The sequence below is a fragment of the Eggerthella lenta DSM 2243 genome, from assembly GCF_000024265.1.
Lineage (GTDB): Bacteria > Actinomycetota > Coriobacteriia > Coriobacteriales > Eggerthellaceae > Eggerthella > Eggerthella lenta.
This window is the reverse complement of record NC_013204.1, coordinates 2252809-2274556: the sequence shown is the minus strand read 5'-3', so window position 1 is coordinate 2274556 and position 21748 is coordinate 2252809. Positions and strand designations below refer to the sequence as shown.

The 21748-nt window shown below is 64.5% G+C and carries 19 protein-coding genes and 3 tRNA genes; 13 read left to right on the top strand and 9 right to left on the bottom strand.

Features of this window, described 5'->3' with window-relative positions; all coding sequences use genetic code 11:
• Positions 1-3 precede the first annotated feature (3 nt).
• Positions 4-750 (bottom strand): response regulator transcription factor, encoded by a 747-nt coding sequence (locus ELEN_RS09710; protein WP_009304200.1) that lies wholly within the window; start codon positions 748-750, stop codon positions 4-6.
• 185 nt (positions 751-935) lie between these two features.
• Between ELEN_RS09710 and ELEN_RS09705 the strand changes: the two genes are divergently transcribed.
• Both ELEN_RS09705 and ELEN_RS09700 read left to right on the top strand, forming a co-directional pair.
• Positions 936-1763 carry an ABC transporter ATP-binding protein gene (locus ELEN_RS09705; RefSeq protein ID WP_009304201.1) on the top strand — a complete coding sequence of 276 codons (828 nt, stop codon included), beginning with the start codon at positions 936-938 and terminating at the stop codon, positions 1761-1763.
• Positions 1753-3855 carry an FtsX-like permease family protein gene (locus ELEN_RS09700; protein WP_009304202.1) on the top strand — a complete coding sequence of 701 codons (2103 nt, stop codon included), beginning with the start codon at positions 1753-1755 and terminating at the stop codon, positions 3853-3855. The genes ELEN_RS09705 and ELEN_RS09700 overlap by 11 nt, the downstream gene beginning before the upstream one ends.
• A gap of 66 nt (positions 3856-3921) precedes the next feature.
• Here the strand turns inward: ELEN_RS09700 and ELEN_RS09695 are convergent, their stop codons facing one another.
• From ELEN_RS09695 to ELEN_RS09680, 4 genes are all read right to left on the bottom strand, one after another.
• Positions 3922-5727, bottom strand: a complete 1806-nt coding sequence (locus ELEN_RS09695) for a hypothetical protein (RefSeq protein WP_009608276.1) — start codon at positions 5725-5727, stop codon at positions 3922-3924.
• Entirely contained in the window at positions 5724-6365 is a 642-nt protein-coding gene (locus ELEN_RS09690; protein WP_009608270.1) for an RNA polymerase sigma factor, read from the bottom strand. The genes ELEN_RS09695 and ELEN_RS09690 overlap by 4 nt, the downstream gene beginning before the upstream one ends.
• A 146-nt stretch (positions 6366-6511) precedes the next feature.
• Positions 6512-6587, bottom strand: a tRNA-Lys gene (locus ELEN_RS09685).
• A 97-nt stretch (positions 6588-6684) separates the two neighbouring features.
• Positions 6685-6761 (bottom strand) — tRNA-His (locus ELEN_RS09680).
• 223 nt (positions 6762-6984) lie between these two features.
• On the opposite strand from ELEN_RS09680, the gene ELEN_RS09675 reads away from it, so the two are divergent.
• Positions 6985-8643 carry an NYN domain-containing protein gene (locus tag ELEN_RS09675; protein WP_009304206.1) on the top strand — a complete coding sequence of 553 codons (1659 nt, stop codon included), beginning with the start codon at positions 6985-6987 and terminating at the stop codon, positions 8641-8643.
• A 333-nt stretch (positions 8644-8976) separates the two neighbouring features.
• Positions 8977-9552: a DUF4230 domain-containing protein gene (locus ELEN_RS09670; RefSeq protein ID WP_009304207.1), complete on the top strand. Its 576-nt coding sequence runs from the start codon at positions 8977-8979 to the stop codon at positions 9550-9552.
• Between the two features lie 64 nt (positions 9553-9616).
• Here ELEN_RS09670 and sstT read toward each other — a convergent pair whose 3' ends face one another.
• Complete coding sequence (gene sstT, locus ELEN_RS09665; protein ID WP_009304208.1) at positions 9617-10873, bottom strand: serine/threonine transporter SstT; 1257 nt, start codon at positions 10871-10873, stop codon at positions 9617-9619.
• A 139-nt stretch (positions 10874-11012) separates the two neighbouring features.
• On the opposite strand from sstT, the gene ELEN_RS09660 reads away from it, so the two are divergent.
• Positions 11013-11097 (top strand) — tRNA-Leu (locus tag ELEN_RS09660).
• 163 nt (positions 11098-11260) lie between these two features.
• Here ELEN_RS09660 and ELEN_RS09655 read toward each other — a convergent pair.
• Complete coding sequence (locus ELEN_RS09655) at positions 11261-11623, bottom strand: hypothetical protein (protein ID WP_009304209.1); 363 nt, start codon at positions 11621-11623, stop codon at positions 11261-11263.
• A 141-nt stretch (positions 11624-11764) separates the two neighbouring features.
• On the bottom strand, positions 11765-12352 hold the full coding sequence (locus tag ELEN_RS09650; RefSeq protein ID WP_015760851.1) for a DUF308 domain-containing protein: 588 nt from the start codon (positions 12350-12352) through the stop codon (positions 11765-11767).
• A 303-nt stretch (positions 12353-12655) separates the two neighbouring features.
• On the opposite strand from ELEN_RS09650, the gene tig reads away from it, so the two are divergent.
• The 8 genes from tig to ELEN_RS09615 all read left to right on the top strand — a co-directional run bounded on the left by tig (position 12656) and on the right by ELEN_RS09615 (position 21298).
• Positions 12656-14143, top strand: coding sequence for a trigger factor (tig, locus tag ELEN_RS09645; RefSeq protein ID WP_009304211.1), 1488 nt, complete (start codon positions 12656-12658; stop codon positions 14141-14143).
• A 164-nt stretch (positions 14144-14307) separates the two neighbouring features.
• Positions 14308-14931 carry an ATP-dependent Clp protease proteolytic subunit gene (locus tag ELEN_RS09640; RefSeq protein ID WP_009304212.1) on the top strand — a complete coding sequence of 208 codons (624 nt, stop codon included), beginning with the start codon at positions 14308-14310 and terminating at the stop codon, positions 14929-14931.
• A gap of 17 nt (positions 14932-14948) precedes the next feature.
• Positions 14949-16364 (top strand): ATP-dependent Clp protease ATP-binding subunit ClpX, encoded by a 1416-nt coding sequence (gene clpX / locus ELEN_RS09635; RefSeq protein ID WP_015760850.1) that lies wholly within the window; start codon positions 14949-14951, stop codon positions 16362-16364.
• A 96-nt stretch (positions 16365-16460) separates the two neighbouring features.
• The gene (locus tag ELEN_RS09630; RefSeq protein ID WP_009304214.1) at positions 16461-19142 is read left to right on the top strand and encodes a valine--tRNA ligase; all 2682 of its coding nucleotides are present in this window, start codon (positions 16461-16463) and stop codon (positions 19140-19142) included.
• A gap of 3 nt (positions 19143-19145) precedes the next feature.
• Complete coding sequence (locus tag ELEN_RS09625) at positions 19146-20045, top strand: GGDEF domain-containing protein (protein WP_009608261.1); 900 nt, start codon at positions 19146-19148, stop codon at positions 20043-20045.
• Between the two features lie 162 nt (positions 20046-20207).
• Positions 20208-20384 carry a hypothetical protein gene (locus ELEN_RS16320; RefSeq protein ID WP_015760849.1) on the top strand — a complete coding sequence of 59 codons (177 nt, stop codon included), beginning with the start codon at positions 20208-20210 and terminating at the stop codon, positions 20382-20384.
• Positions 20385-20555: 171 nt separating this feature from the next.
• Complete coding sequence (locus tag ELEN_RS09620; RefSeq protein WP_015760848.1) at positions 20556-20930, top strand: type II toxin-antitoxin system RelE/ParE family toxin; 375 nt, start codon at positions 20556-20558, stop codon at positions 20928-20930.
• Positions 20927-21298: a helix-turn-helix domain-containing protein gene (locus tag ELEN_RS09615; protein ID WP_009304217.1), complete on the top strand. Its 372-nt coding sequence runs from the start codon at positions 20927-20929 to the stop codon at positions 21296-21298. Before ELEN_RS09620 ends, ELEN_RS09615 begins: the two co-directional genes overlap by 4 nt.
• A gap of 177 nt (positions 21299-21475) precedes the next feature.
• Here the strand turns inward: ELEN_RS09615 and ELEN_RS09610 are convergent, their stop codons facing one another.
• Positions 21476-21712, bottom strand: a complete 237-nt coding sequence (locus ELEN_RS09610) for a helix-turn-helix domain-containing protein (protein WP_009304218.1) — start codon at positions 21710-21712, stop codon at positions 21476-21478.
• Positions 21713-21748: the final 36 nt, after the last annotated feature.

Below are 21748 nucleotides of genomic sequence, written 5' to 3'. Positions count from 1 at the left end.
GAGCTAGCCGCGCTCGACCAGCTTGTAGCCCAGTCCGCGCGCCGTGACGAGCGAAACCGGCGCCGACGGGTCTGCCTCGATCTTCTCGCGCAGGCGACGGATGTGCGCCATGAGCGAGTTCTCGTAGCCGAACGACGTGCCCCAGCACGCCTCGCACAGGGAATCGATGGTGACGATGCGCCCGGCGTTGCGCGCGAGCACGCTCAGGATCTCGTGTTCTTTGGCGGTGAGCGGCACCGTCTGCCCGTCGGCGCGCTCCACCTCGGCGGTGGCGAAGTTCACGCGGCTCGCAGCCAGCTCCAACAGCGGGTTCTCGGCGGCATAGCAGCGGCGCAGCACGGCGGCGATGCGCAGCACCAGCTCTTGGGGCAGAAACGGCTTCGCGATGTAATCGTCGGCGCCCAACGTGAGTCCCGACACGCGATCGAAAGGCTCGTCTTTCGCCGTGAGGAACAGCGCGGGCGTCGAGGTGTGCGCGGGCAGCTGACGGATGCGTCCGAGCAGCTCGAAGCCGTCCATGCCGGGCATCATCACGTCGAGCACGAACAGCTGGTACGCGTGCTCGGGGGAGGCGCTGCGCGCCGCGATCGAGGAGAGCGCTTCGGCGCTGGAATTCGCGATGTCGACGGAGGCGAACCCCGCGCCGTGCAAGATGGTGGCCACCATGTCGGCCAGCTCGCGCTCGTCGTCCACCAGCAGGATGCGCTTGCCGCGCAAGTGCGTCTCCACCATGCCGAATGCGCCGGTCATCGTCGAACCCCTTTCTCTTTCGTGCTTGCCAGTATGACACATGCGGCCGAGCGCGGTAATCCGCTTCTTCGTATCGTAAGGCAGCCGCAAGGTGCGGTAAGGAAGCCGCAAGGCGCGCTGCAAGGCGCTGTAAGGAGCGGCTCGTAACCTGGGAGCAGGAGCAAAACGAGAAGAAGGAGCTGAATATGGATGCAAGGGACGTCGGCGCGTCGACGGTGGTGGAGGTGCGCGCTCTCAGCAAGCGCTACGGCGCCGAGGGGCGCAAGCACGACGGCAGCGTGACGCAGGCGCTCGACCGCGTGAGCTTCGCGGTGGCGTGCGGCGAGTTCACCGGCATCATGGGGCCCAGCGGGTCGGGCAAATCGACGCTACTGAACTGCCTGGCCACCATCGACAAGCCGTCGAGCGGCACCATCGTCGTCGGCGGGCGCGACGTGACCGCGCTCGCTGGCAAGGAGCTGGCGAAGTTCCGGCGCGAGGACCTGGGCTTCATCTTCCAGGACTCGAACCTGCTGGACACGCTCACGGCGTACGAGAACATCGCGCTGGCGCTGACCATCCAGAAGGCGCCCGTGCGCGAGATCGACCCGCGCGTGCGTGAGGCGGCGCGCACGCTGGGCATCGAGGATGTGCTGCAGAAGTACCCCTACCAGATGTCCGGCGGCCAGAAGCAGCGCGTGGCCGCGGCGCGCGCCACGGTGACCCGCCCGCATCTTGTGCTGGCCGACGAGCCCACCGGCGCGCTCGATTCGAAATCGGCGCGCCAGCTGCTCGAATCGCTTGCGCACCTCAACGAGCGGGGATCCACCATCCTCATGGTCACGCACGACTCGTTCTCGGCCAGCTACTGCAACCGCATCGTGTTCATCAAGGATGGCGGCCTGTACGGCGAGCTGCGCCGTAACGGCACGGAGCGTTCGGCGTTCTACCGCCGCATCGTGGACGTGGTCTCCAGCATGGGCGGCGCGGGCGAGGACGATGCCGCGGACGAGGTGACGCGCCATGCTTGCTAGGCTCGCGCTCGGCAACGTGCGCAAGTCGCTGGCGGACTTCGGCATCTACTTCCTCACGGTCATGCTGGGCGTGGCGGTGTTCTACGCGTTCAACTCCATGACGGCCCAGCAGGGCGTGCTCGCGTTCTCCGAGACGCAAAGCAAGATGTTCGATCTGCTGGGCATGGTCATCGGCGGCGTGTCGGTGTTCATTGCGTTCGTGCTCGTGTTCCTCGTGGTGTACGCGAACAGTTTCCTCATCAAGCGGCGCAAGCGCGAGTTCGGGGTGTACCTCGCCTTGGGCATGAGCACGGGCGACGTGGTGAAGATCGTGGCGCTGGAATCGCTGATCGCGGGCGCGGCCTCGCTTGCGGCGGGGCTCGTCGTGGGCATCGGGCTGTCGCAGCTTCTCTTGCAGCTGACGAGCGCGCTGTTCCAGGCCGACGTGGCCGAGGCGGGCGGCTTCGCGTTCGTGTTCTCGGCCGACGCGTTGGCGAAGACCGCCATCGTGTTCGCGGCCATCTTCCTGACGGCCGCGCTGTTGAACGCGCGCACGGTGGCGCGGGCGAAGCTTATCGACCTTCTGCACGCGCAGCGTAAGAACGAGGAGATGCGGCTGACCAGCTTGCCGCTGTCGCTCGCGCTGTTCGCGGCGTCGCTCGTGCTGATAGGCGTGTCGTACAAGCTGCTCATCGACAACGGGCTGATGGAGCCCTCGCCCGAATTCGCGGCGGCCACGTTGCTCGTGTGCGCAGGCACGGTGCTGTTCTTCTACGCGCTGTCGGGCTTCCTGTTGAAGCTGGTACAGCTGATCAAGCCGCTGTACCTGCGCGGGCTTAACATGTTCGCGCTGCGGCAGCTGAACGCGAAGGTGAACACCGCGTTCGCGTCGCTGTCGGTGGTGTGCCTCGTGCTGTTCCTGGCCATCACCAGCGTGTGCGGCGGCATCGGCATCCGCAACGCCATCGACGGCTCGCTGGACAAGAGCACCGGCTACAGCGCCAGCGTGTCCACGTCGTTCGGCTCGTACAACGCCGAGGCGGGCTATCAGCCTGCCGAACTGGGTGAATTCGGGGCCTTCGCCGAGCGGCAGGGCTACGATATGGCCGCGGGGCTGCGCGCGAGCGTGGCGGCCGTGGGCGCGGGCGACTTCGATGCGGCGGCGTCCCGCACGGCGCAGATCGACTTTTTGGTCGATCCGGCCGACGGCCTCGTGATGGACGACGTGGAGCGCGCGAGCGGCCTCAAGCTGTCCGACTACGCGGGCGCGTCCGTCAACAGCGGTTACGGCGCGTACCCCGTGTACCTGGCGAAGCTGTCGCAGGTGAACGCCGCGCTCGAGCTGGCGGGTCGACCGGCGCTCGAGCTGGGCGCGGGGGAGTGCGCGGTTTTCAGCGACTCCGACATCACGAGCGGGTTCTACCGCGACGCGGTGGATCGCGGCACCGTGCTGTCCGTGGGCGGGCGCGACCTGCGCGTGGCCGAATTCCGGGGCGAGAGCCTGCAGACCACGCCGTTTCCGATGAACACGGGCACGCTCGTGGTGCCCGACGAGGCGGTGCCGGCAGGATCGGCGATCCTCCAGTCCGTCCTCGACGTGCAGTGCGCAAGCGACGAGGACGAGGCCGCGTTCGGCGAGATGATGGACGCCGTGGCGGACACCGACAACCCCGACACCTGGCCGATCACGCTGTCCATGACGCGCGCCGAGGTGATCGACCAGAGCATCAGCCTGTCCACCATTGTGGCGTACCTGGCCATCTACCTGGGCTTCGTGCTGGTCATCGCCTGTGCGGCCATACTCGCCATCCAGCAGCTGTCCGACGCTTCCGATAACGCGCAGCGCTACGGGCTGCTGCGAAAGCTGGGGGCTCCCGAGGGCATGATCAGCAGCGCGCTGTTCGTTCAGGTGCTCGTGTACTTCCTGTTCCCGCTGCTGCTGGCCGTCGCGCACGCCGCGTGCGCGCTCGTGGTGGTCACCGACGTCGTGGCCGTGTTCGGGCACCTCGACATCACGTCGATGGCGTTGGCCTGCGCCGGCGCGTTCCTGGCGGTGTACGGCGCCTACTTCGCGGTGACGTACGTCGGCGCCCGGAAGCTCGTGCGCGAATAGGGGGGGGAGCGAAGGAGCCCCCGCAGGCCGAGTCTGCGGGGGCTCCGCGATGAAGCGGCGGGGCAGCTAGATCTGCCCGCCGAGGGAGAAGGCCTGGGAGAACGGGCTGCCGTCGTCGGTCGGCACGAGCACCAGGTTTCCGCTCTCCAGGACGTACGTGGGCAGGACGCGCACCACGGTCAGCTGCACTGTGCCGCCCGGCGCGATGACGACGTGCTGGGGGTCGTCGGAGGGCACGGTGTCGCCCGTTGCCTCGAAGTCCAGATCGTAACCCGTCCGCACCATGTCGAGCGTTCCGTCATCGTTGCGCAGGGCGAAATCGTAGAGCACGGGCGTCCAAACGGGGACGGCCGTATCTTCAAGGTTGCGCAGCGTCACCGTCGTGGACGCGTAACGGTAGTCGTCGCTCGTAAGCGTGCCGTCGTCGTTGTAGCCGTAGCCCCACACCTCGCGCGAGCATTTGTCCATGTAGCGCGCGTTGCCCAGCCATCCGTCCACGACAAAGAGGCAGTCGTCGAGCGCCTTTCCGCCCGGAAGAGTGTCGGAGAGCGAGATGGAAGGGGAGCTCATGGCCAAGCGCGCGGTCGGCTGTTGCGAGCTTTCGGAGTCTGGGTGAGAGGAGCCGGTGCTTTCGTATCCGAAGTCGAACGCGACTTCGCCGTCGGACGGTGTGAGCGCGTTTTCGGGCAGGGTCGCGTCGACGCGCGCGCCGTTCTCCTCGACGGTTGCCCGCCAGGTATCGTCCTGGCGCTCGATGGTCGACGCGGGCAGCACTTCGTCGGCGCGGTCGTTCGCGTCGTCGAGCGGGAAGGGGAACGGGCCGCTTCCCGCTTTCACCACGATGCCGTAGAGCGATTTCGCTGCCGAGGGGGCTTCGGCGTCGTCTGCGGCGAGACGGGTGGTCAGGCGGGGGGTGCCGTCGACCATTTCGGTCTCGAAGTTGGCCGCGTGCAGCTCGATGGCCTGGGTGGACGTGCGCCCGTCCTCGAACGTCACGGTGACGGTGAGCGTCTGTCCTTCGAACAGGTCGATGACGGGGGATTGCAGGTCGCCCATGATGTTTTCAGGAGGCTCGCCCTCGTTCGTCCAGAGGCCGAAACTCGTCGTGCCGTCCGCGATGCCGGGGTCGTCGCTTGCGGAGACGTCGATGGTGGAACCCATGAGCTTCGCGAGGCTCAGCTTACTCTCTCCGTTCCGCATGGAGCTTCCGACGAAATCGTAGCCGCCGTAGTACTCGCCGGTACCGCGCGCCGTGGGCTTCCAGCTTGCCAGCTCGCCCATGCGCGGGTCGTCGGGGTCGGTCGGTCCGTCTTCGAACGTCACGCGGTACAGGGCTCCGCCCGTCAGGTTCGCCTGCACGCGGGAGATGCCCTCGCCCTCAACGTGGAAGAGGCAGCCGGTGAAGAAGCCGCTCACTTTGTAGTCGTCGCCTCCTGAGAAGCGGTAGCCCAAGTCGCGGTCGAACGCAACGGTGCCCCCCTCGCCGGGCGCGAGCGGCGCGCTGCCGTCGGAGGCGTAGGCGCGCACGGCGAAGCCGCTTGCCTGTTGGGCGTCGCTCAGGGAGATGGCCGTATGGCCGTCCGCGTCCATCGCGCCCATGACCATGGGCACGCCGCCGGCGACGATGGCCGCGGCGACGAGGCAGGCTGCGGCGGGCAGACCCCAGCGACGCGCAACTGCGACGCCGCCGCTGCGCGATCCGGCGCGCCGATGTGGGCGCTTGGCTGACGCGGTCGCGACCGGCTGAGCGGAGGAGGCGAAGCGGTCGGCTGCCCGCTCGGCGGCGGCTAGCGTGCGTTCTTTGAGATCGGACGACGCGCGCACCTGGTGCTGCATGCGCTCGTACTCCTTGCGGAAATCGTTTTCGTTCATGAGTGCGCTCCTAGATTGATCTTGAGGGCCTTGCGCGCGCGGTGGAGGTGGGATCGGACGGTGCCTGAGCGCTCGCCGGTGATCTGCGCTATCTCGTCGGTTGCATATCCTTCGAAGTAGAACAGGTGCACGGCGGTGCGCTGCTGGGGCGTGAGGCGGGCGAGAGCCGCGGCCAAGTCGCCGGGCTCGAGGTTGCGGTTGCCGAAAGCGTCGTCGGGCGCTTCGCGTCCCGGCTCGTCCAGCTCGGAGGCGCGCAACGTGGACAGCGTGGCATCGTCAAGCTCGGCGCGGCGCTTGCTCCAGGGGCTGCGGTGCACGTCGTTGCAGCAGTTGATCGTCACGCGCAGAAGCCACGCCTTCAGATGCTCGTCGTCGGTGAACCGCTCTCTCGATTGCAGCAGGCGCATGAACACGGTTTGAAACACGTCCTCAGCGTCGGCGACGCTGCCCATGCGGCTGGTAGCCAAGCGAAGCACGGTGTCGCCCCAGCGCTCCATGGCGCTTTCGAGCGCCACGGCGTCGAGGACGTGCACGGTTCCGCTCGGCTGGCCAGCGTGCGGTTTTCGTCCGTTCGCTGCAGCAAGCGGACGGTCGCTCCGGGACGTTCCGGCTCCCAGAGCCTCGCAACCTACATCCATATCCCATCTCCTTTCCGCTACCAACACGCGCGAAGGAGCGTTTTGTCGCAGATGCTTCCGCCATCATACACAAGGTGCCCACAATTCAGAGGAGAAGGGGGAAAATGAAAAAGGCCAGACATGATGTCTGACCTTTAGAATTCAAATGGTGGACTGTCGGGGACTCGAACCCCGGACCTTGGGATTAAGAGTCCCCTGCTCTACCAACTAAGCTAACAGTCCAGAAATAACGCCTATGTCAAAGTTCCAAGTGCGCAAAGCGCTGGATTATTTTAAAGCATGTTTCCAGCAATTGCAAGTACTTTTTTCAAACTCGCGCTGGGGTGGATGATGGGACTCGAACCCACGACCTCCAGAGCCACAATCTGGCGTTCTAGCCGACTGAACTACACCCACCAAGGCGCAAGGTGGTAGTATACGGATTTTCTACCGGGAGTGCAAGAGGAATATGAGCAAAATGTATCAACCATTTTGCAAACGCCTGTCGATCGCTTGCTTTCAAGTAGTATAGAATCATCCAAGACGTCGAAAACGGCTGCCTAGCGCGGCGCCCGAAGAAGAGTCGACGCCCGAGGGGCAGGGCATCCGGCCCTCCCGCAATCGGAATGAGGAGCACTACGTGGATATCAAGCAATCGTCTGAAAAGCGGTTCGCACTTTTGATCGATGCCGACAACGTGTCGGCGAAATATATAAAGCCCATCACCGACGAGCTGTCGAAGTACGGCACCGTCACCTACAAGCGCATCTACGGCGACTGGACGCTCACGCTCCATGCCAAGTGGAAAGACGCGCTGCTGGAGAACTCCATCACGCCCATCCAGCAGTTCGGCTACACTCAAGGCAAGAATGCCACCGACTCGGCCATGATCATCGACGCCATGGACATCCTGTACACGCGCTCGGTGGAGGGCTTCTGCATCGTGTCGAGCGACAGCGATTTCACGCGTCTGGCCAGCCGTATCCGCGAAAGCGGCCTCACGGTCATCGGCATGGGCGAGAAGAAGACGCCCACGCCGTTCAGAAAGGCATGCGACATTTTCACCACGCTGGAGCTTCTGCTGGGCGACACGGGCGGCAAGTCGGGCGGACGCAACAGGAACCGTCACGACCAGGGCTCGTCGTCGAACGGCCAGGGCGCTGGAACCACCACCATGAGCAAGGACGAGATCGAGCAGGCCGTGGTGAACATCATCACGGACAACCAGAACAACGGCAAGTCGACGGGGCTCGGAGAGGTGGGCAGCCGTCTGCTGAAGCGCTACCCCGACTTCGACGTGCGCAGCTACGGCACGAACCTGCTGTCGAAGCTGCTCGACGAGTTCGCCAGCGTGCAGATCATCAAGGACGGCAGCTCGGTGGCCGTGGTGCTGGCTGAGGGTGCGAACGCTCCGAAGGACGCTTCCCCGGAGGCAGAGCAGGCACCCGAGACCAAGCAGGCCGACGACGTGAAAGACGCGCCGGTTGCAGAATCTGAAGGATCGACGGACGCACAGGGCGCCGCTGAGGCGAAGCCGGTCGAGAAGAAGCCCGCGTCGCGCCGTCAGCCGCGTCGTCGCAAGGATCAGGTCGCGGCGCAGCAGGGATCCGAGGCTACCGAGGAGAAGCCGGTTCAGGAACCGGAACTCTCAGCGGAGCCCGCAGGCGAGCAGCATGATCGTCTGGCCGAACCTGTCGTCGAAGCCGAGCCTGCCGAGCAGCCTCCCTCGGACAACCGTCCCGGACGTGCCGCCCGCATGCGCGCGGCTGCTTCTCGCTCGAGAGGCTCGGAAGGGCGCAAGCAGGCGGGGAAGAAGCAGACCGAGAAGGGTGAGCGCTCGGACGGCGAGGTGCCTGCCCAGGCCGCCGCGCCAACCGAGGAGCAGAAGCCCGCTGCGAAGCCGAAGCGCAAGCCCGCGAGGGCGAAGGCCCCCAAGGCCGAGCAGCCGGTCGCCGAGGCTACGGCGACGCAGGAGGAGCCCGTCGGGGAAGCGCCGAAGCGGGAGTCCGAAGCGCCCGCGAAGCGCGCACCGAAGCGTCCAGCCAAAGCGACTGCGAAGGCTGTCGCCGAAGGCGCCGCTGCCCCGTCCGACCCCGAGGCGTTCATCCGCCAGACCGTGGCCGCCGCCGAGCCGGAGGGGATCGCGCTGTCCGTGCTGGGCAAGCGCGTGCGCGGCAAGTTCCGCACGTTCAAGCTGCGCGATCTGGGCTACGCGCAGTTCAGGCCCTATCTCGACGACCTGGACGGCATCAAGGTGGAGCAGCGCGACGGCCAATCCTACGCCCGCCTCGACCGATAAGCGCGAATTGCCCGCGAGGGGTTTCTCGTGCGGTGCCGACAGGGAGGCTTCCCATCGGCGCCGCAGGGAGCCGCCCGATTACGGCTCGTGGTCTGCGCTCGGGGCGTCGAGCGGAATACCGCGCCCTCTTGGCAGAGGCGCGCATAAGTCGAGGACTTGGACTCCCTGCCCGATGCCGTGCGAACTCGCGGGCGCGGAAATGGACGAACGCGGCGGCGCATCCCGGCTCGTGACGGTCGGGCAACAACCGTTCGTTGAAGTCGTGAGGCGGCGTTTTCGGGTTCTTCTCCCATGATATCCTTGTAGCGTGAAAGCTGACGAGGTAGGAGAGGCATGAAGAAGATAGTCATGGTTATCGTCGCCGTCGCGCTGATCGCGGCCGGTGTGTTCGGAACGCTCGCCGTGCAGCGCACGTTCGAGCCCAGCATCTCGCTGTCGTCCACGTCCATCCAGGAGCAGCTGTCCGATTGCAGCGAGCTTGCCACGGCCAAGCTGGACTACCGCGGCCTCGTGCGCTACGAGAACGGCGACATCGACTTCATCACGAAGAAGGCCTTCACCATGGTCTACGATGCCGAGGTGCGCGCAGGCGTGGATCTGGCGCAGGCCCGCGTCGAGGTCAGCGGCAACGCCATCACGGTGAGCCTGCCGGCGCCGCAGCTTCTGGGCATCGAGATCGACCCGAACTCCCTCGAGTTCTACGATTCATCGTTCGCGCTGTTCAACTGGGAGAACAAGCAAGACACGGCCGAGGCGCTGAAGGTGGCGCAGCAAGATGCCGAGGGCAAGGTGAACCAGGCCAACATGCTGGAGCAAGCCAAGGCTCAGGCGCATACGCTGGTCGAGAACCTGTTGAAGCCCTTCACCGTCGGCGACAACGCCTATACGGTGACGGTGGTCGACCAATAGCAACGCGTGCAAGAAGAAGGGCGGCCCTGGAGCCGCCCTTCTTCTTGCAGAGGAACCGTTCCCCTTACGCCAGCTCGTTCTCGCTGAACGCATCCTCGCCGAACGTGATCTCCTTGCCGGCTTTGCGCCACTCGCGGTACTCCGACGTGGCGGTGAACAGCACGTCGGACGACGAGTTGAGCGCCGTCTCGCACGAATCCTGAACCACGCCGATGATGAAGCCGATGGCCACCACCTGCATGGCCACGTCGTTGCCGATGCCGAACAGCGAACATGCCAGCGGGATGAGCAGCAGCGACCCTCCTGCCACGCCCGACGCGCCGCAGGCGGACACCGCTGCCAGCGCGCTGAGGATGACGGCGGTGGGCAGATCGATGGACACGCCCATGGTGTGGGCGGCCGCCATGGCCATGACCGAGATGGTCACCGCAGCGCCCGCCATGTTTATGGTGGCTCCCAGCGGGATGGACACTGAGTAGTTGTCCTTGTCCAGCCCCAGCTTGCGGCACAGCTCCATGTTCACCGGGATGTTCGCCGCCGAGCTGCGCGTGAAGAACGCCGTGATGCCGCTGTCCTTCAGGCAGCGCAGCACGAGGGGGTAGGGGTTCTTGCGGATGCCCCAGAACACCAGCAGCGGGTTCGTGACGAACGCGATGAACAGCATGCAGCCCACCAGCACCAGCAGAAGCTGGCCGTACTCGGTGAATATCTCCAGGCCGTTCGCGCTCACCGTGGTGTACACGAGGCCCAAGATGCCGAAGGGCGCCAGCGAGATCACCCAGCGCACCACCTGCGACACGGCGTCGGACACGCTGGCGAACACGTCCTTCGTGCTCTGCGACGCGGCGCGCAGCGCGATGCCCAGCACCACGGCCCAAGCCAGGATGCCGATGTAGTTCGCGTTCATAAGCGCGTCCACCGGGTTCGACACCACGTTCATCACGAGCGCGCCCAGCACCTCCCCGATGCCCGACGGCGAGCTCTGGTCGGCCGCCGGAGCGCTCAGCGTGAGCTCGATGGGGAACAGGAAGCTGGCCACCACGGCCACGAGCGCCGCGACGAACGTGCTCACCACGTACAGGAGCACGACGGTTTTCATCGATCCGGCGGCACGAGCGTTCGCAAGCGCGCTGATAACCAGGAAGAACACCAGAATCGGCGCGACGCCTTTCAGCGCCGACACGAACAGCGTGCCCAGCAGCTCGACGACCTCGATGTTCGGCACCGCCACGCCCAGCACGCCGCCGATCACCAGTCCGATGACGATGCGCTTCACCAGGCTGACCGAGTTCCACGCCTGGACGACCTTCTTGATTCCCATGATGCGTTCCTTTCCCGTTGAGTCGCATCATAGTAGCAGAAAGAGGGCGCGCGCACGAAAAGCGTTCGGACGACGGTTTTCTTTCCCGCCGTTTTTGGTATCATGGTCGCTGCGCGCTTTCGGGCGCGATGCAACGCGTGCGGGCGTGGCGGAATTGGCAGACGCGCCAGATTTAGGTTCTGGTGGGGAAACTCGTGAAGGTTCAAGTCCTTTCGCCCGCACCATCAAGATACGTCGCGGCGCGCTTCGACCAATGCGGGAAGCGAAGGCTGCGCATCCGTTCCCCATGCACGCTTTTGTCAAGCTAAACGCATCGTTGGACCCGCATACGCTTGACAAAAGCGTGCATGAGCAGAAAAAGGCTCGCAGCTTCGGCGTTCGGGCGAGCTAGGCGAAGAACTTTCCCAACAGAAAGCCTATGACTACGCTGAGGGCGGCGAACAAAGCGGCGGTGCCCACGAGGCGCGTTTCGCGACGCTCGCGGCGCTTGCGCTCCTCTTCCTCCTGTTTGAGCATGGGAAAGTAGGAGTAGCCGTCCGACGTGATGGTGACCACGGTGCCGCGGCGGTCGTCGATTTTCTGCATGAGCGCGCCGTGCGCGATGAGCTCTACCTGCAGGTCGTCGTCGGGGCGATAGGGGAAGGCGCAGTGATACACGAGGTCGCCGTCGACGGTGCACGTTGCGCGCTCGTAGTCCAGCAAGCGCGCCAGCTCGCGTTCCTGCAATATGTTGAGATCGATGGTGGGCATGGAAGCCTCCGGCTGCTGCGTTTCGGGTGCGTTTCGCTTTCGGCTTCATGATACCGTGATCGGGCGATTAGCGGGAGGGCAAAATCGATTTGTAACCTTCGAGATTCGGGTAAGAGGCGTCTTCCTTGCCGTCCAATGGCGCTACGCTTCCGTTTCGACGGTGAGCTTGCCAGAATCGCCCGACTCGATCCGGAAGGGGTAGGCGATCAGTTCCAGGCCCAGCAACAGCACGTGGTGCTCGATGTTCGCGAACGGGCTGATGATAAGCAGCACGGCCAGCACCATCTCGAACACGGTGAATGCCAGCTTCAACGCGAAGGGCCTCCTTCCCTTGAGCGCGTGCACCACCTCGTCGATCTCGTCGGCGGCCTTGTACAGGCCCAGGAGGCCCCACATCACGCCGACGAAGCTGATGGAGGCATGTCCCTGCACGAGGATGACGCCGCCGAGCACGCACATGACCACGGCCCGTCCCAGCACGGCCGGCTCCTCGGCGAGGCGGCGCGCGTCGGCTCGCGCGCCGCTCGCGTGCGCAACCGCGTACACGAGGCCCGCCGCGCCCGATACCGCCATGAGGCCTCCCAGCAGATACGGCAGCGCGTCGGTGACGGTGTCGGGGATCAGCAGGCAGCACATCCCCAAAAGCGGCAGGAGCAGCAGCGAGACCACCGACACCTGCTCGCTGCGGCTGCGGGATTTGATGGCTTTGAGGGTGCGGTCCTGGGGCATAAGGGGCTCCTTGCGTCCTTGTCGAAAGTCGTCTCATGGTAGCATGACTTTCGATGCTGGCGGAATTTTCAACGGGCGGTTCTCCGGTTTCGTTTCCGTTGCACCCTGGTTGCGTCCCGGTTTCGTCGGTTCTTCGTGAACCTGCCTCATCTTTACTTCCCGGCTGGGCGCATATGTGCGATAATTCCGTCTCGGTGTGCTTGGCTTGCTTTGCAGGTCGTAACGCATCGCTGCAAGGGAAGGCCAAGGCAGTCGCACCGAACGATGCCGCAAGGCGACATATGAATGATGGAGGATAGTTACGTGGAAACAAAAGTTGAGGCATTGGAAGATAACCGCACGAAAGTGACCGTTACCGTCGATGCCGCGGACATCGATGCCCGCATCAAGAAGACCTACAAGGACTTCGCCAACAAGTACAACTTCCCCGGGTTCCGCAAGGGCAAGGCCCCGCGCCCGATCATCGACAACGCCCTGGGCGCCGAAGCCGTGCGCGCGACGGTCACCGACGACGTGGTCAACGGCACCTATCCTCTCGCCATCGACGATTGCGACCTGTACCCCATCGCCAAGCCTGAATTCGACGAGACGGACCTCGTCGAGGCCGGCAAGCCCTACACCTTCTCGTTCACCGTCACGGTGAAGCCCGAGATCGAGATCTCCAGCTACGAGCCCGTCGAGATCGAGCTGCCCGCCGAAGGCACGACCGACGCCGAGATCGACGAGCAGATCGACGCCCTGCGCGAGCACTACTACTCGTTCGAGGACGCTTCCGCCGCCACGAAGGTGAAGGAAGACAGCTATATCGACCTGGCCATGAAGGCCACCGACGACAAGGGCGAGGAGATTCCGTCGCTCACGACCGAGAACCGTCCCTACGGCTTGGGCGCGAACCTGTTCCCGGCCGAGTTCGACGAGCAGCTGGTGGGCCTGAAGAAGGGCCAGACCGCTACGTTCACGCTGGACATGCCCGCCGATCCGCCCATCATGCTGTCCGCGCTGGCCGGCAAGACCGAGAAGATTAACTTCGAGGTCGAGGTCAAGGTCGTCAAGAAGAAGATCGTTCCCGAGGTCAACGACGAGTGGGCCAAGGAGCAGATGGGCTTCGAAAGCGTCGAGGACCTGCGTGCGCGCATCGCCGAGTCCGTCACCAGCCAGAAGGCCGACATGATGCCGCGCCTGAAGGAGAACGCCTGCCTGTACGCGCTCGCCGAGCGCGTGGAGGGCGACGTCCCCGAGGCCATGCTGGAGGACGCGGAGGCCAGCTTGATCCAGGACTTCTTCCAGCAGCTGCAGAGCCAGGGCATGACCTTCGACGTGTACCTCGCCCAGCAAGGCATCACGCCCGACCAGTTCAAGGAGGACGTGAAGAAGCAGGCCGAGGACATGTCCAAGCAGGATCTCGCGCTTGACGCGTGGGCCCGCCACTTCGGCATGGAGGCTACGGCCGAGGAGGTCACCGAGGAGTTCGTGAAGAGCGGCGTCGAGGATCCCGCGGCTCTGGAGGCCGAGTGGCGCTCGAACGGCCAGCTGCACATGGTGCGCCAGGGCGTGATCCGCACGAAGGCCGTGAAGGACATCATGGACAAGGCCGTCGTGACCGAGCTCGACCTCTCGAAGAAGAAGGACGAGGAAAAGAAGCCGGCCAAGAAGGCTGCGGCCAAGAAGACGGCCAAGAAGGACGAGGCCGCAGGCGACGAGCCCGCGAAGAAGCCCGCCAAGAAGGCCGCTCCGAAGAAGGCTGCGAAGAAGGACGAGGACGTCGAGGCCAAGGCCGACGACGCAGAATAGCACCGTGAGCACATCGAGCCGTCCGGCCGCGCATCCGCGCGTCGTCGGGCGGCTCGAGGTAACGAAACGGTACCCCGGCCTTGCACAGCGCAGCGATAAACCTCACTATGGCATAAACGCAAGCAGGCCGCCGAGCGGCCGCAAGAGACAAGCGAGGCAACCTTATGAGCTTTGATCCCAAATCAGCACTGATTCCCTACGTTATCGAGCAGTCCCCGCGCGGCGAGCGCAGCTACGACATCTACTCCCGCCTGCTCAACGATCGCGTTATCTTCCTGGGCGAGCAGATCGACGACAACGTGGCCAACTCTGTGGTGGCGCAGCTGCTGCACCTCGAGAGCGCCGATCCGGACAAGGACATCTCCCTGTACATCAACTCGCCGGGCGGCTCGGTGACCGCGGGTCTTGCCATCCTTGACACGATGGACTTCATCAAGTGCGATGTGTCCACCATCTGCCTGGGCGAGTGCGCCTCTATGGCCGCCGTGCTGCTGTCCAACGGCGCCAAGGGCAAGCGCCTGTGCCTGCCGAACTCCATGGTGCTCATCCACCAGCCGTCCGGCGGCGCGCAGGGCCAGCAGACCGAGATCGCCATCGTGGCCGACTTTATGCTGAAGACCCGCAACCGCCTGAACAAGATCCTCGCGGACAACACGGGCCAGACGCTGGAGACCATCCAGAACGACACCGAGCGCGACAACTACATGACCGCCGAAGAGGCCGTCGCCTACGGCCTGGTCGACCGCATCACCACCTCGCGCGCGGTTGCGCCGAGCACCGACGAGTAGAGAAGCGAACAGGATACATGAACGACAGACGCGACGACGAATTCGAAGGCCGAGACGCCGATATCGCCTGCGCCTTCTGCGGCAAGCAGCCGCATCAGGTGGCGGCCATGATATCGGGGCCGAACGGCATCTACATCTGCGACGAGTGCATCTCCGTGTGCGCCGATGCCATGATGCGCGACCTGGGGCTGAGCGTTCCGGGCCACGACGAGGCAGCAATGGCGGAGGGCTTCTCCCACGCCGAGGAGGGCCGTCACGCGCGGGTGGGCGACGGGGTCGTGACGGCTTCGGTCGCCGATCCGGCGCCGGAGGACGTGCTGGCCGACCTGCCCACGCCCCACGAGCTGTACGCCGAGCTCTCCGAGCACGTGGTGGGTCAGGAGCAGGCGAAGCGCGCGCTGTCGGTGGCGGTGTACAACCACTACAAGCGCATCAGCCTGGGCGCGGACGCCGTAGACGGCGACGTGGAGCTGGCGAAGAGCAACATCATGCTTCTGGGTCCCACGGGCTCGGGCAAGACGCTGCTTGCGCAGACGCTGGCCCGCACGTTGCGCGTGCCGTTCGCCATCGCCGACGCCACCACCCTCACCGAGGCGGGCTACGTGGGCGAGGATGTGGAGAACATCCTGCTCAAGCTCATGACCGCGGCCGACTTCGATATCCCGCGCGCCGAGATCGGCATCATCTACATCGACGAGATCGACAAGGTGGCCCGCAAGGCCGAGAACCTGTCCATCACGCGCGACGTGTCGGGCGAGGGCGTGCAGCAGGCGCTGCTGAAGATCGTGGAGGGCACGGAGGCCAGCGTGCCGCCGCAGGGCGGCCGCAAGCACCCGCAGCAGGAGCTCATCCATATCGACACCACGAACATCCTGTTCATCCTGGGCGGCGCGTTTGTCGGGCTTGCCGACATCATCGCCGACCGCGTGGGCAAGAAGGGCCTGGGCTTCAACGCCGAGCTGCCCGAGAGCAAGAAGCACGCCGAGGCCGAGCTTTTGGCGCGCGTGCTGCCGGAGGATCTGAACAAGTACGGCATGATCCCCGAGTTCGTGGGGCGCATCCCCGTGGTGACGTCGCTCAACGAGCTTTCCGAGGAAGATCTCGTGCGCATCCTCACCGAGCCGAAGAACGCTCTGGTGAAGCAGTACACCAAGATGTTCGAGTTCGAGGATTCCGTGCTGACGTTCGAGCCGGAAGCCTTGAAAGCCATCGCTCACGAAGCGGTGGAGCACGGCACGGGCGCCCGCGGTCTGCGCTCCATCTGCGAGCGCGTGCTGCAGGACGTGATGTACGACCTGCCCGAGCAGAAAGGCCCGTCGACGGTGACCATCCGTGCGACGGACATCACGGGGGAGACAAAGCCCGACATCGAGCCGACGGACGGGGCGGAAGCTCTTCCGGCGGGCGATGCGGCAAGCCTGCAAAGCGCGTAGCGCGGGCGCAGGATACGGTAAACGAGCGGGCGGATCGCGGACGAGCGGCGCGCCCGCTTTTCGGTTTGAGAGACTTTGAGGACGAAAGAGCAGATCATGGCCGATAACACGAACGACAAGAGCGGCAAGAAGATCGACTACGACTTCGCCGCCCACGAGCGCCCGCTTTTCGACGCGTGGATGGACGCGGGCTACTTCCAGCGCACGCCCGAGCTGGGCGCGGGCACGGGGCAGCCCTACACCATCGTCATCCCGCCGCCGAACATCACGGGCGTGCTGCACATGGGCCACGCCCTCAACGACACCATCCAGGACACGTGCATCCGCCGCGCCCGCATGCAGGGCCGTCCCACGCGCTGGATCCTCGGCACCGACCACGCCGGCATCTCCACGCAGACCAAGGTGGACAAGAAGCTGGCCGACCAGGGCATCAGCCGTTTGGAAATCGGCCGCGAGGCGTTCATCGAGGCGTGCTACGACTGGTACAAGGAGTACGGCACCACCATCGTGAACCAGATCAAGGGCATGGGCTGCTCGTGCGACTACGCCGACGAGCACTTCACGCTGGAGCCGGCCTACGTGAAGGCCGTGCGCAAGCTGTTCGTGGACTGGTACCACGACGACCTCATCTACAAGGGCAAGCGCATCGTGAACTGGTGCCCCCACTGCACGACGTCCATCTCCGACGACGAGGCCGAGTACGTGGACGAGGCGGGGCACCTGTGGTACCTGCGCTACCCGCTGACCGAGCCCGAGGACGGCCTGGAGTACCTCGTGGTGGCCACGACGCGCCCCGAGACGATGCTCGGCGACACGGGCGTGGCGGTGAACCCGAAGGACGAGCGCTTCAAGCACCTCGTGGGCAAGACGGTGAAACTGCCGCTCGTCGACCGCGAGATCCCCATCTTCGCCGACTGGCACGTGGACAGGGAGTTCGGTACCGGCTGCGTGAAGACCACGCCCGCGCACGACCCGAACGACTGGGCGATGGGCGAGCGCAACGGCCTCGAGCGCATCAATATCTTCGACGAGACCGCGCACGTGGTGGACGGCTTCGGCGCGTTCAGCGGCATGGACCGCGACGAGGCCCGCGAAGCCGTCGTGGCCGCGTTCGACGAGCTGGGCTTGCTGGAGAAGGTGGAGGACCACGACCACTCCGTCATGACGTGCTACCGCTGCCACACGAAGCTCGAGCCCTGGGAGTCCGAGCAGTGGTTCGTGGCCGTGGACGGCCTCAAGCAGGACGCGGCGCGCGTGGTGGAGGACGGCTCCATCCAGTTCCACCCCGAGCGCTGGAAGCAGGTGTACCTCGACTGGCTGGACAACCTCAAGGACTGGTGCATCTCGCGCCAGCTGTGGTGGGGCCACCGCATCCCCATGTTCTACTGCGACGAGTGCGGCTGGGAGGACGCGTCGGTGGAGGACGTCGAGACGTGCCCCGTGTGCGGGAAGCCCGTGCGCCAGGACGAGGACGTGCTGGACACGTGGTTCTCGTCGCAGCTGTGGCCGTTCGCCACGATGGGCTGGACCGAGGAGGGCATGGACGCGCCGCAGATGAAGCAGGCGTATCCCACCCAGGTGCTGTCCACGGCTCGCGACATCATGGGCTTGTGGGTGGCGCGCATGGTGATGGCATCCATGTACTGCACCGATCGCATCCCGTTCGAGCACGTCATCATCCATCCCACGGTGATGGCCGCCGACGGCAAGCCCATGTCGAAGAGCCGCGGCAACGGCGTGGACCCGCTGCGCCTCATGGAGGACTACGGAGCCGACGGCATGCGCTTCGGCCTGCTCATGCAGGTGACGGGTGCGCAGGACCTCAAGTTCAACGAGGCGAAGCTGGAAAGCTCGCGCAATTTCGCGAACAAGATCCGCAACGCGGCGCGCTTCGTGACGATGAACCTCGACGACTACGTGCCGGGCGCGCCCGAGCCCGTGACGCCGGCCGACCGTTGGATATTCTCGCGCCTGGCGGGGCTCGTGGCCCGCGTCGACGAGGCGTACGGGAACTTCGAGTTCGGCGAGATCACGCGCGAGCTGTTCTCGTTCTTCTGGAACGAGTTCTGCGACTGGTACATCGAGTTTTCGAAGGCGCGCCTGAACGGCTCGCCTGAGGATCGCGCGGCGTGCCAGCGTAACCTCGTGTTCGTGCTCGACCAGGCGCTGCGCCTGCTGCACCCCATCATGCCGTTCGTGACGGAAGAGATCTATCAGCAGCTGCCTATCGACCGCACGGAGGCGCCGTACCTCATCGTGGCCGCATGGCCCGATGCCGATGCGCTGGCGCAGTACGTGGACGCGGATGCCGAGCGTGCCATCGACATGGTGTGCGAGACGGTATCGGCCATCCGCAGCACGCGCGCCCGCTACGGCATCTCGCCGAAGACGCAGCTGGCCGTGGCCGTGAAAGCGGGGGAGGACGACATCGCGCGCTTGGAGGCGCAGCGCGGGCTGATCGAGGGCATGGGCAATGTGGCCTCGCTTCAGATGGCCGCCGACGTGGAGAAGCCGGCCGAGTCCAGCGTGACGCTGGCGCCGGGCCTCGAGGTGTACATCGTGCTGTCGGGCCTGGTGGACTTTGAAGCCGAGCGCGCCCGCCTGGAGAAGGAGCGCGTGAAGCTGGCCGCCGACGCCGCGAAGCTGGGCAAGAAGCTGTCGAACCCGGGCTTTTTGGCGAAGGCCGCGCCCGAGATCGTGGAGAAGGATCGCGCCAAGCATGCCGAGATGACCGACAAGCTGGCTCGCGTGGAAGCGCAGCTGGCGGAGCTGGGGTAGCCTGTGTTCCCGTACGCGAGCATCCATCCTGAGGTTGCGAGCGCCGCGACCGACCTGCTGAGATTCGATTATTACCGGTTGGTCGATCCGCGCGACCACCGGGTGTTCGCGTACGACCGCGATGGGGATCGTCTGATCGAGGTCGACGGTCCCTGCTACCAGCTGTGGAACCAGGACGATCCGTGTCTCAACTGCTCGTCGCGCGCTTGCCTGACGATGCAGGACGCCGTGTTCAAGATCGAGTACCTCGACGGTCGCGTGCTTCACGTAACCAGCGTGCCGATGGACATAGAGGGCGCCGAGCTTGTGCTCGAGCTGATCAAGGATGTGACGGACAGCCTGCTGGTGGCCGACATCGAGGTGCGCGACAACATCGAGATCACCCAAATGATCACGAAGTTCAACGAACTCGCCGTGCGCGACGGGTTCACGAAGCTGTACAACAAGACCTTCATCAACAACGAGCTGGAATCTCTCGTTCAGGCTGCACGTGGCGGATCGCCGGCGGGAGAGGCCGCCGTGGTTCTGCTCGACATCGATGGATTCAAGCAGATCAACGATACGTACGGGCATATTGCCGGCGACGACGCCTTGCAGTACTTCGCGAGCAAGATGCGCAGTTTCTCACGCTCTTTCGACGGGTGGGTCGGACGTTTCGGCGGCGATGAGTTCGTGCTGTGCGCGCCGAAAGGACTTTCGGAAGGCGATCTGGAGCGTCTGTTCGCTGAGATCGACGCGATCGAGCGCCATGCGTTCCAGGCTGAGGCGGGGTCGTTCTCGCTTGCGGCAAGTTGCGGCGTGTGCTTCGTGCGGCCGGATGACACCGTTCGCTCGCTGCTGGATCGCGCTGACGTTGCCATGTACCGGGCGAAGGAAAGCGGCCGAAGGTGGGTTGAGCGCTAGGGCGTGCGGAGCGCCGTCGAGGTGCGCGGTTGATTTTGCGATCCGGCGTTCGGCCATCGAGCCACTTGTCGAAGGAACCCGTGCGATTCGTCGTTCTGGACGAAGCCGCCAGGGCTCCGCACGTTGCCATCCTGAGCGAAACGACCGCAGGACGGTGCCATCATGGAGGCGATCAACGAGCGCTTCAAAGGTGGAAGCATCGCGGACTCATGTAGTCAGCTTTACTTGCGCCCCCTGTGCATCCCGAAGATGCACAGGGGGCGTTTTCGTGTTGCAGGGGCGACGGCTCTTTTGAATCGTATAGAAACCGCGTTGGATTTGTCGGTGAACCGCGTGTAATCCGCGTTGGATTCGTAGGTGCCGCGCGTGGAAACCGCGTTGGGGCGGCGTGGGAAAGGCGCTGGATTCAGGGGGAACCCGCGCTAGATCCCTGCCATCTGCGCGTGAGATCGCGTCGCTATCATTGAACGAGGAGGAATGCTGGACATAAAATAACGTGTGAGGTATATTATGGGGAACTGGGAAGTTGACCTGAGCCTGATAGCTCCATGGCTTAAGGAGCAGGATAAGGAGACGATCATCGGTGTGACGGTGGCGCTGAACGAGCTTCGCGATGTGGGCCCAGGACTGGGAAGGCCGCTTGTGGACACGGTGAAAGGTTCGTCGTTCAAGAACATGAAAGAGCTTAGACCTCCTTCTTCCGGCAGAAGCGAGATCAGGATATTGTTCGCGTTCGACCCGAAGCGGCGTGCGGTGACGCTGCTGGCGGGCGACAAATCGGCTGGCGGAACCCGCGAGCGATGGAATCGTTGGTATGCGCGGGCTATTCCGAGAGCCGATAGGCTTTACCGACAGCATTTGAGCGAGTTGGAGGATGAGAAATGAAGAAGAGCCTTTCCATCGAAGAATTTCTTGAAACGCGTCCTGACATCACTCCTGAAATGTTGGAGGAAGGCCGTCTTCTCGTCGAGGCGAAGATCAAGGGCTATGAGCTGCAGCAGGCGCGCAAGGCGTGCGGCATGACGCAGAAGGAGGTCGCCGCCAAGATGGGCGTCAGCCAGAAGCGCATCTCCGACCTGGAGAACGGCAGCATCGACGTCATGCAGGTGGAGACGCTGCGGCGCTACATCACCAGCCTGGGCGGCACCCTCGAGATCACGGCCAAACTTCCCGGTGTCTCGTTAGAGCTTCAGGGTCTGGGTACCGATCATCCGCTCTTCAAGCAAGAGGCGTGCGCCTTGGCGGCGGACTGACGGAGGGGATCGTCTCGACCAGCGACGGAGCCTCGCGATTCCGTTGCGCTGCGGGACGGCGTTGGTATGGCAATGCCGCTCGTTGCGGATTTAGCGTCATTCGTTACCTTTTTGTTGTGTTTATACAACATGTAGGTATAATAAAGACCGCGACGAACGAACCGCTGATCGAAATGGTCAGGTATTTGGGTCGACGCGGGGAATACCCTCGAAGAACTCGGAAAGCGTCATGTCGAACCCGTTCGCGATTTTCGCGAGGTTCTGCAGGGTGACGTTGCGCTGCCCGACCTCGATGGAGGCCAGATAGGTGCGGTCCATGCCGATTTTGTTGGCGAACCGCTCTTGGCTGACATCGTGGACGGCTCGCAGATCCTTGATGCGCAGACCGACTTTTATTTGAAGTATGTTTCGCATCGTCGCAGCGTATCGTGGATGTTGTGTATATAACAA

Coding starts and splice junctions, on each gene's coding strand:
- ELEN_RS09710 (WP_009304200.1), bottom strand. CDS start 750: ATGACCGGCGCATTCGGCATGGTGGAGACGCACTTGCGCGGCAAGCGC.
- ELEN_RS09630 (WP_009304214.1), top strand. CDS start 16,461: ATGGCCGATAACACGAACGACAAGAGCGGCAAGAAGATCGACTACGAC.
- ELEN_RS09650 (WP_015760851.1), bottom strand. CDS start 12,352: ATGCCCCAGGACCGCACCCTCAAAGCCATCAAATCCCGCAGCCGCAGC.
- ELEN_RS09610 (WP_009304218.1), bottom strand. CDS start 21,712: ATGCGAAACATACTTCAAATAAAAGTCGGTCTGCGCATCAAGGATCTG.
- ELEN_RS09615 (WP_009304217.1), top strand. CDS start 20,927: ATGAAGAAGAGCCTTTCCATCGAAGAATTTCTTGAAACGCGTCCTGAC.
- ELEN_RS09705 (WP_009304201.1), top strand. CDS start 936: ATGGATGCAAGGGACGTCGGCGCGTCGACGGTGGTGGAGGTGCGCGCT.
- sstT (WP_009304208.1), bottom strand. CDS start 10,873: ATGGGAATCAAGAAGGTCGTCCAGGCGTGGAACTCGGTCAGCCTGGTG.
- ELEN_RS09695 (WP_009608276.1), bottom strand. CDS start 5,727: ATGAACGAAAACGATTTCCGCAAGGAGTACGAGCGCATGCAGCACCAG.
- ELEN_RS09640 (WP_009304212.1), top strand. CDS start 14,308: ATGAGCTTTGATCCCAAATCAGCACTGATTCCCTACGTTATCGAGCAG.
- ELEN_RS09655 (WP_009304209.1), bottom strand. CDS start 11,623: ATGCCCACCATCGATCTCAACATATTGCAGGAACGCGAGCTGGCGCGC.
- ELEN_RS16320 (WP_015760849.1), top strand. CDS start 20,208: ATGGAGGCGATCAACGAGCGCTTCAAAGGTGGAAGCATCGCGGACTCA.
- ELEN_RS09700 (WP_009304202.1), top strand. CDS start 1,753: ATGCTTGCTAGGCTCGCGCTCGGCAACGTGCGCAAGTCGCTGGCGGAC.
- ELEN_RS09670 (WP_009304207.1), top strand. CDS start 8,977: ATGAAGAAGATAGTCATGGTTATCGTCGCCGTCGCGCTGATCGCGGCC.
- clpX (WP_015760850.1), top strand. CDS start 14,949: ATGAACGACAGACGCGACGACGAATTCGAAGGCCGAGACGCCGATATC.
- ELEN_RS09620 (WP_015760848.1), top strand. CDS start 20,556: ATGGGGAACTGGGAAGTTGACCTGAGCCTGATAGCTCCATGGCTTAAG.
- ELEN_RS09690 (WP_009608270.1), bottom strand. CDS start 6,365: ATGGATGTAGGTTGCGAGGCTCTGGGAGCCGGAACGTCCCGGAGCGAC.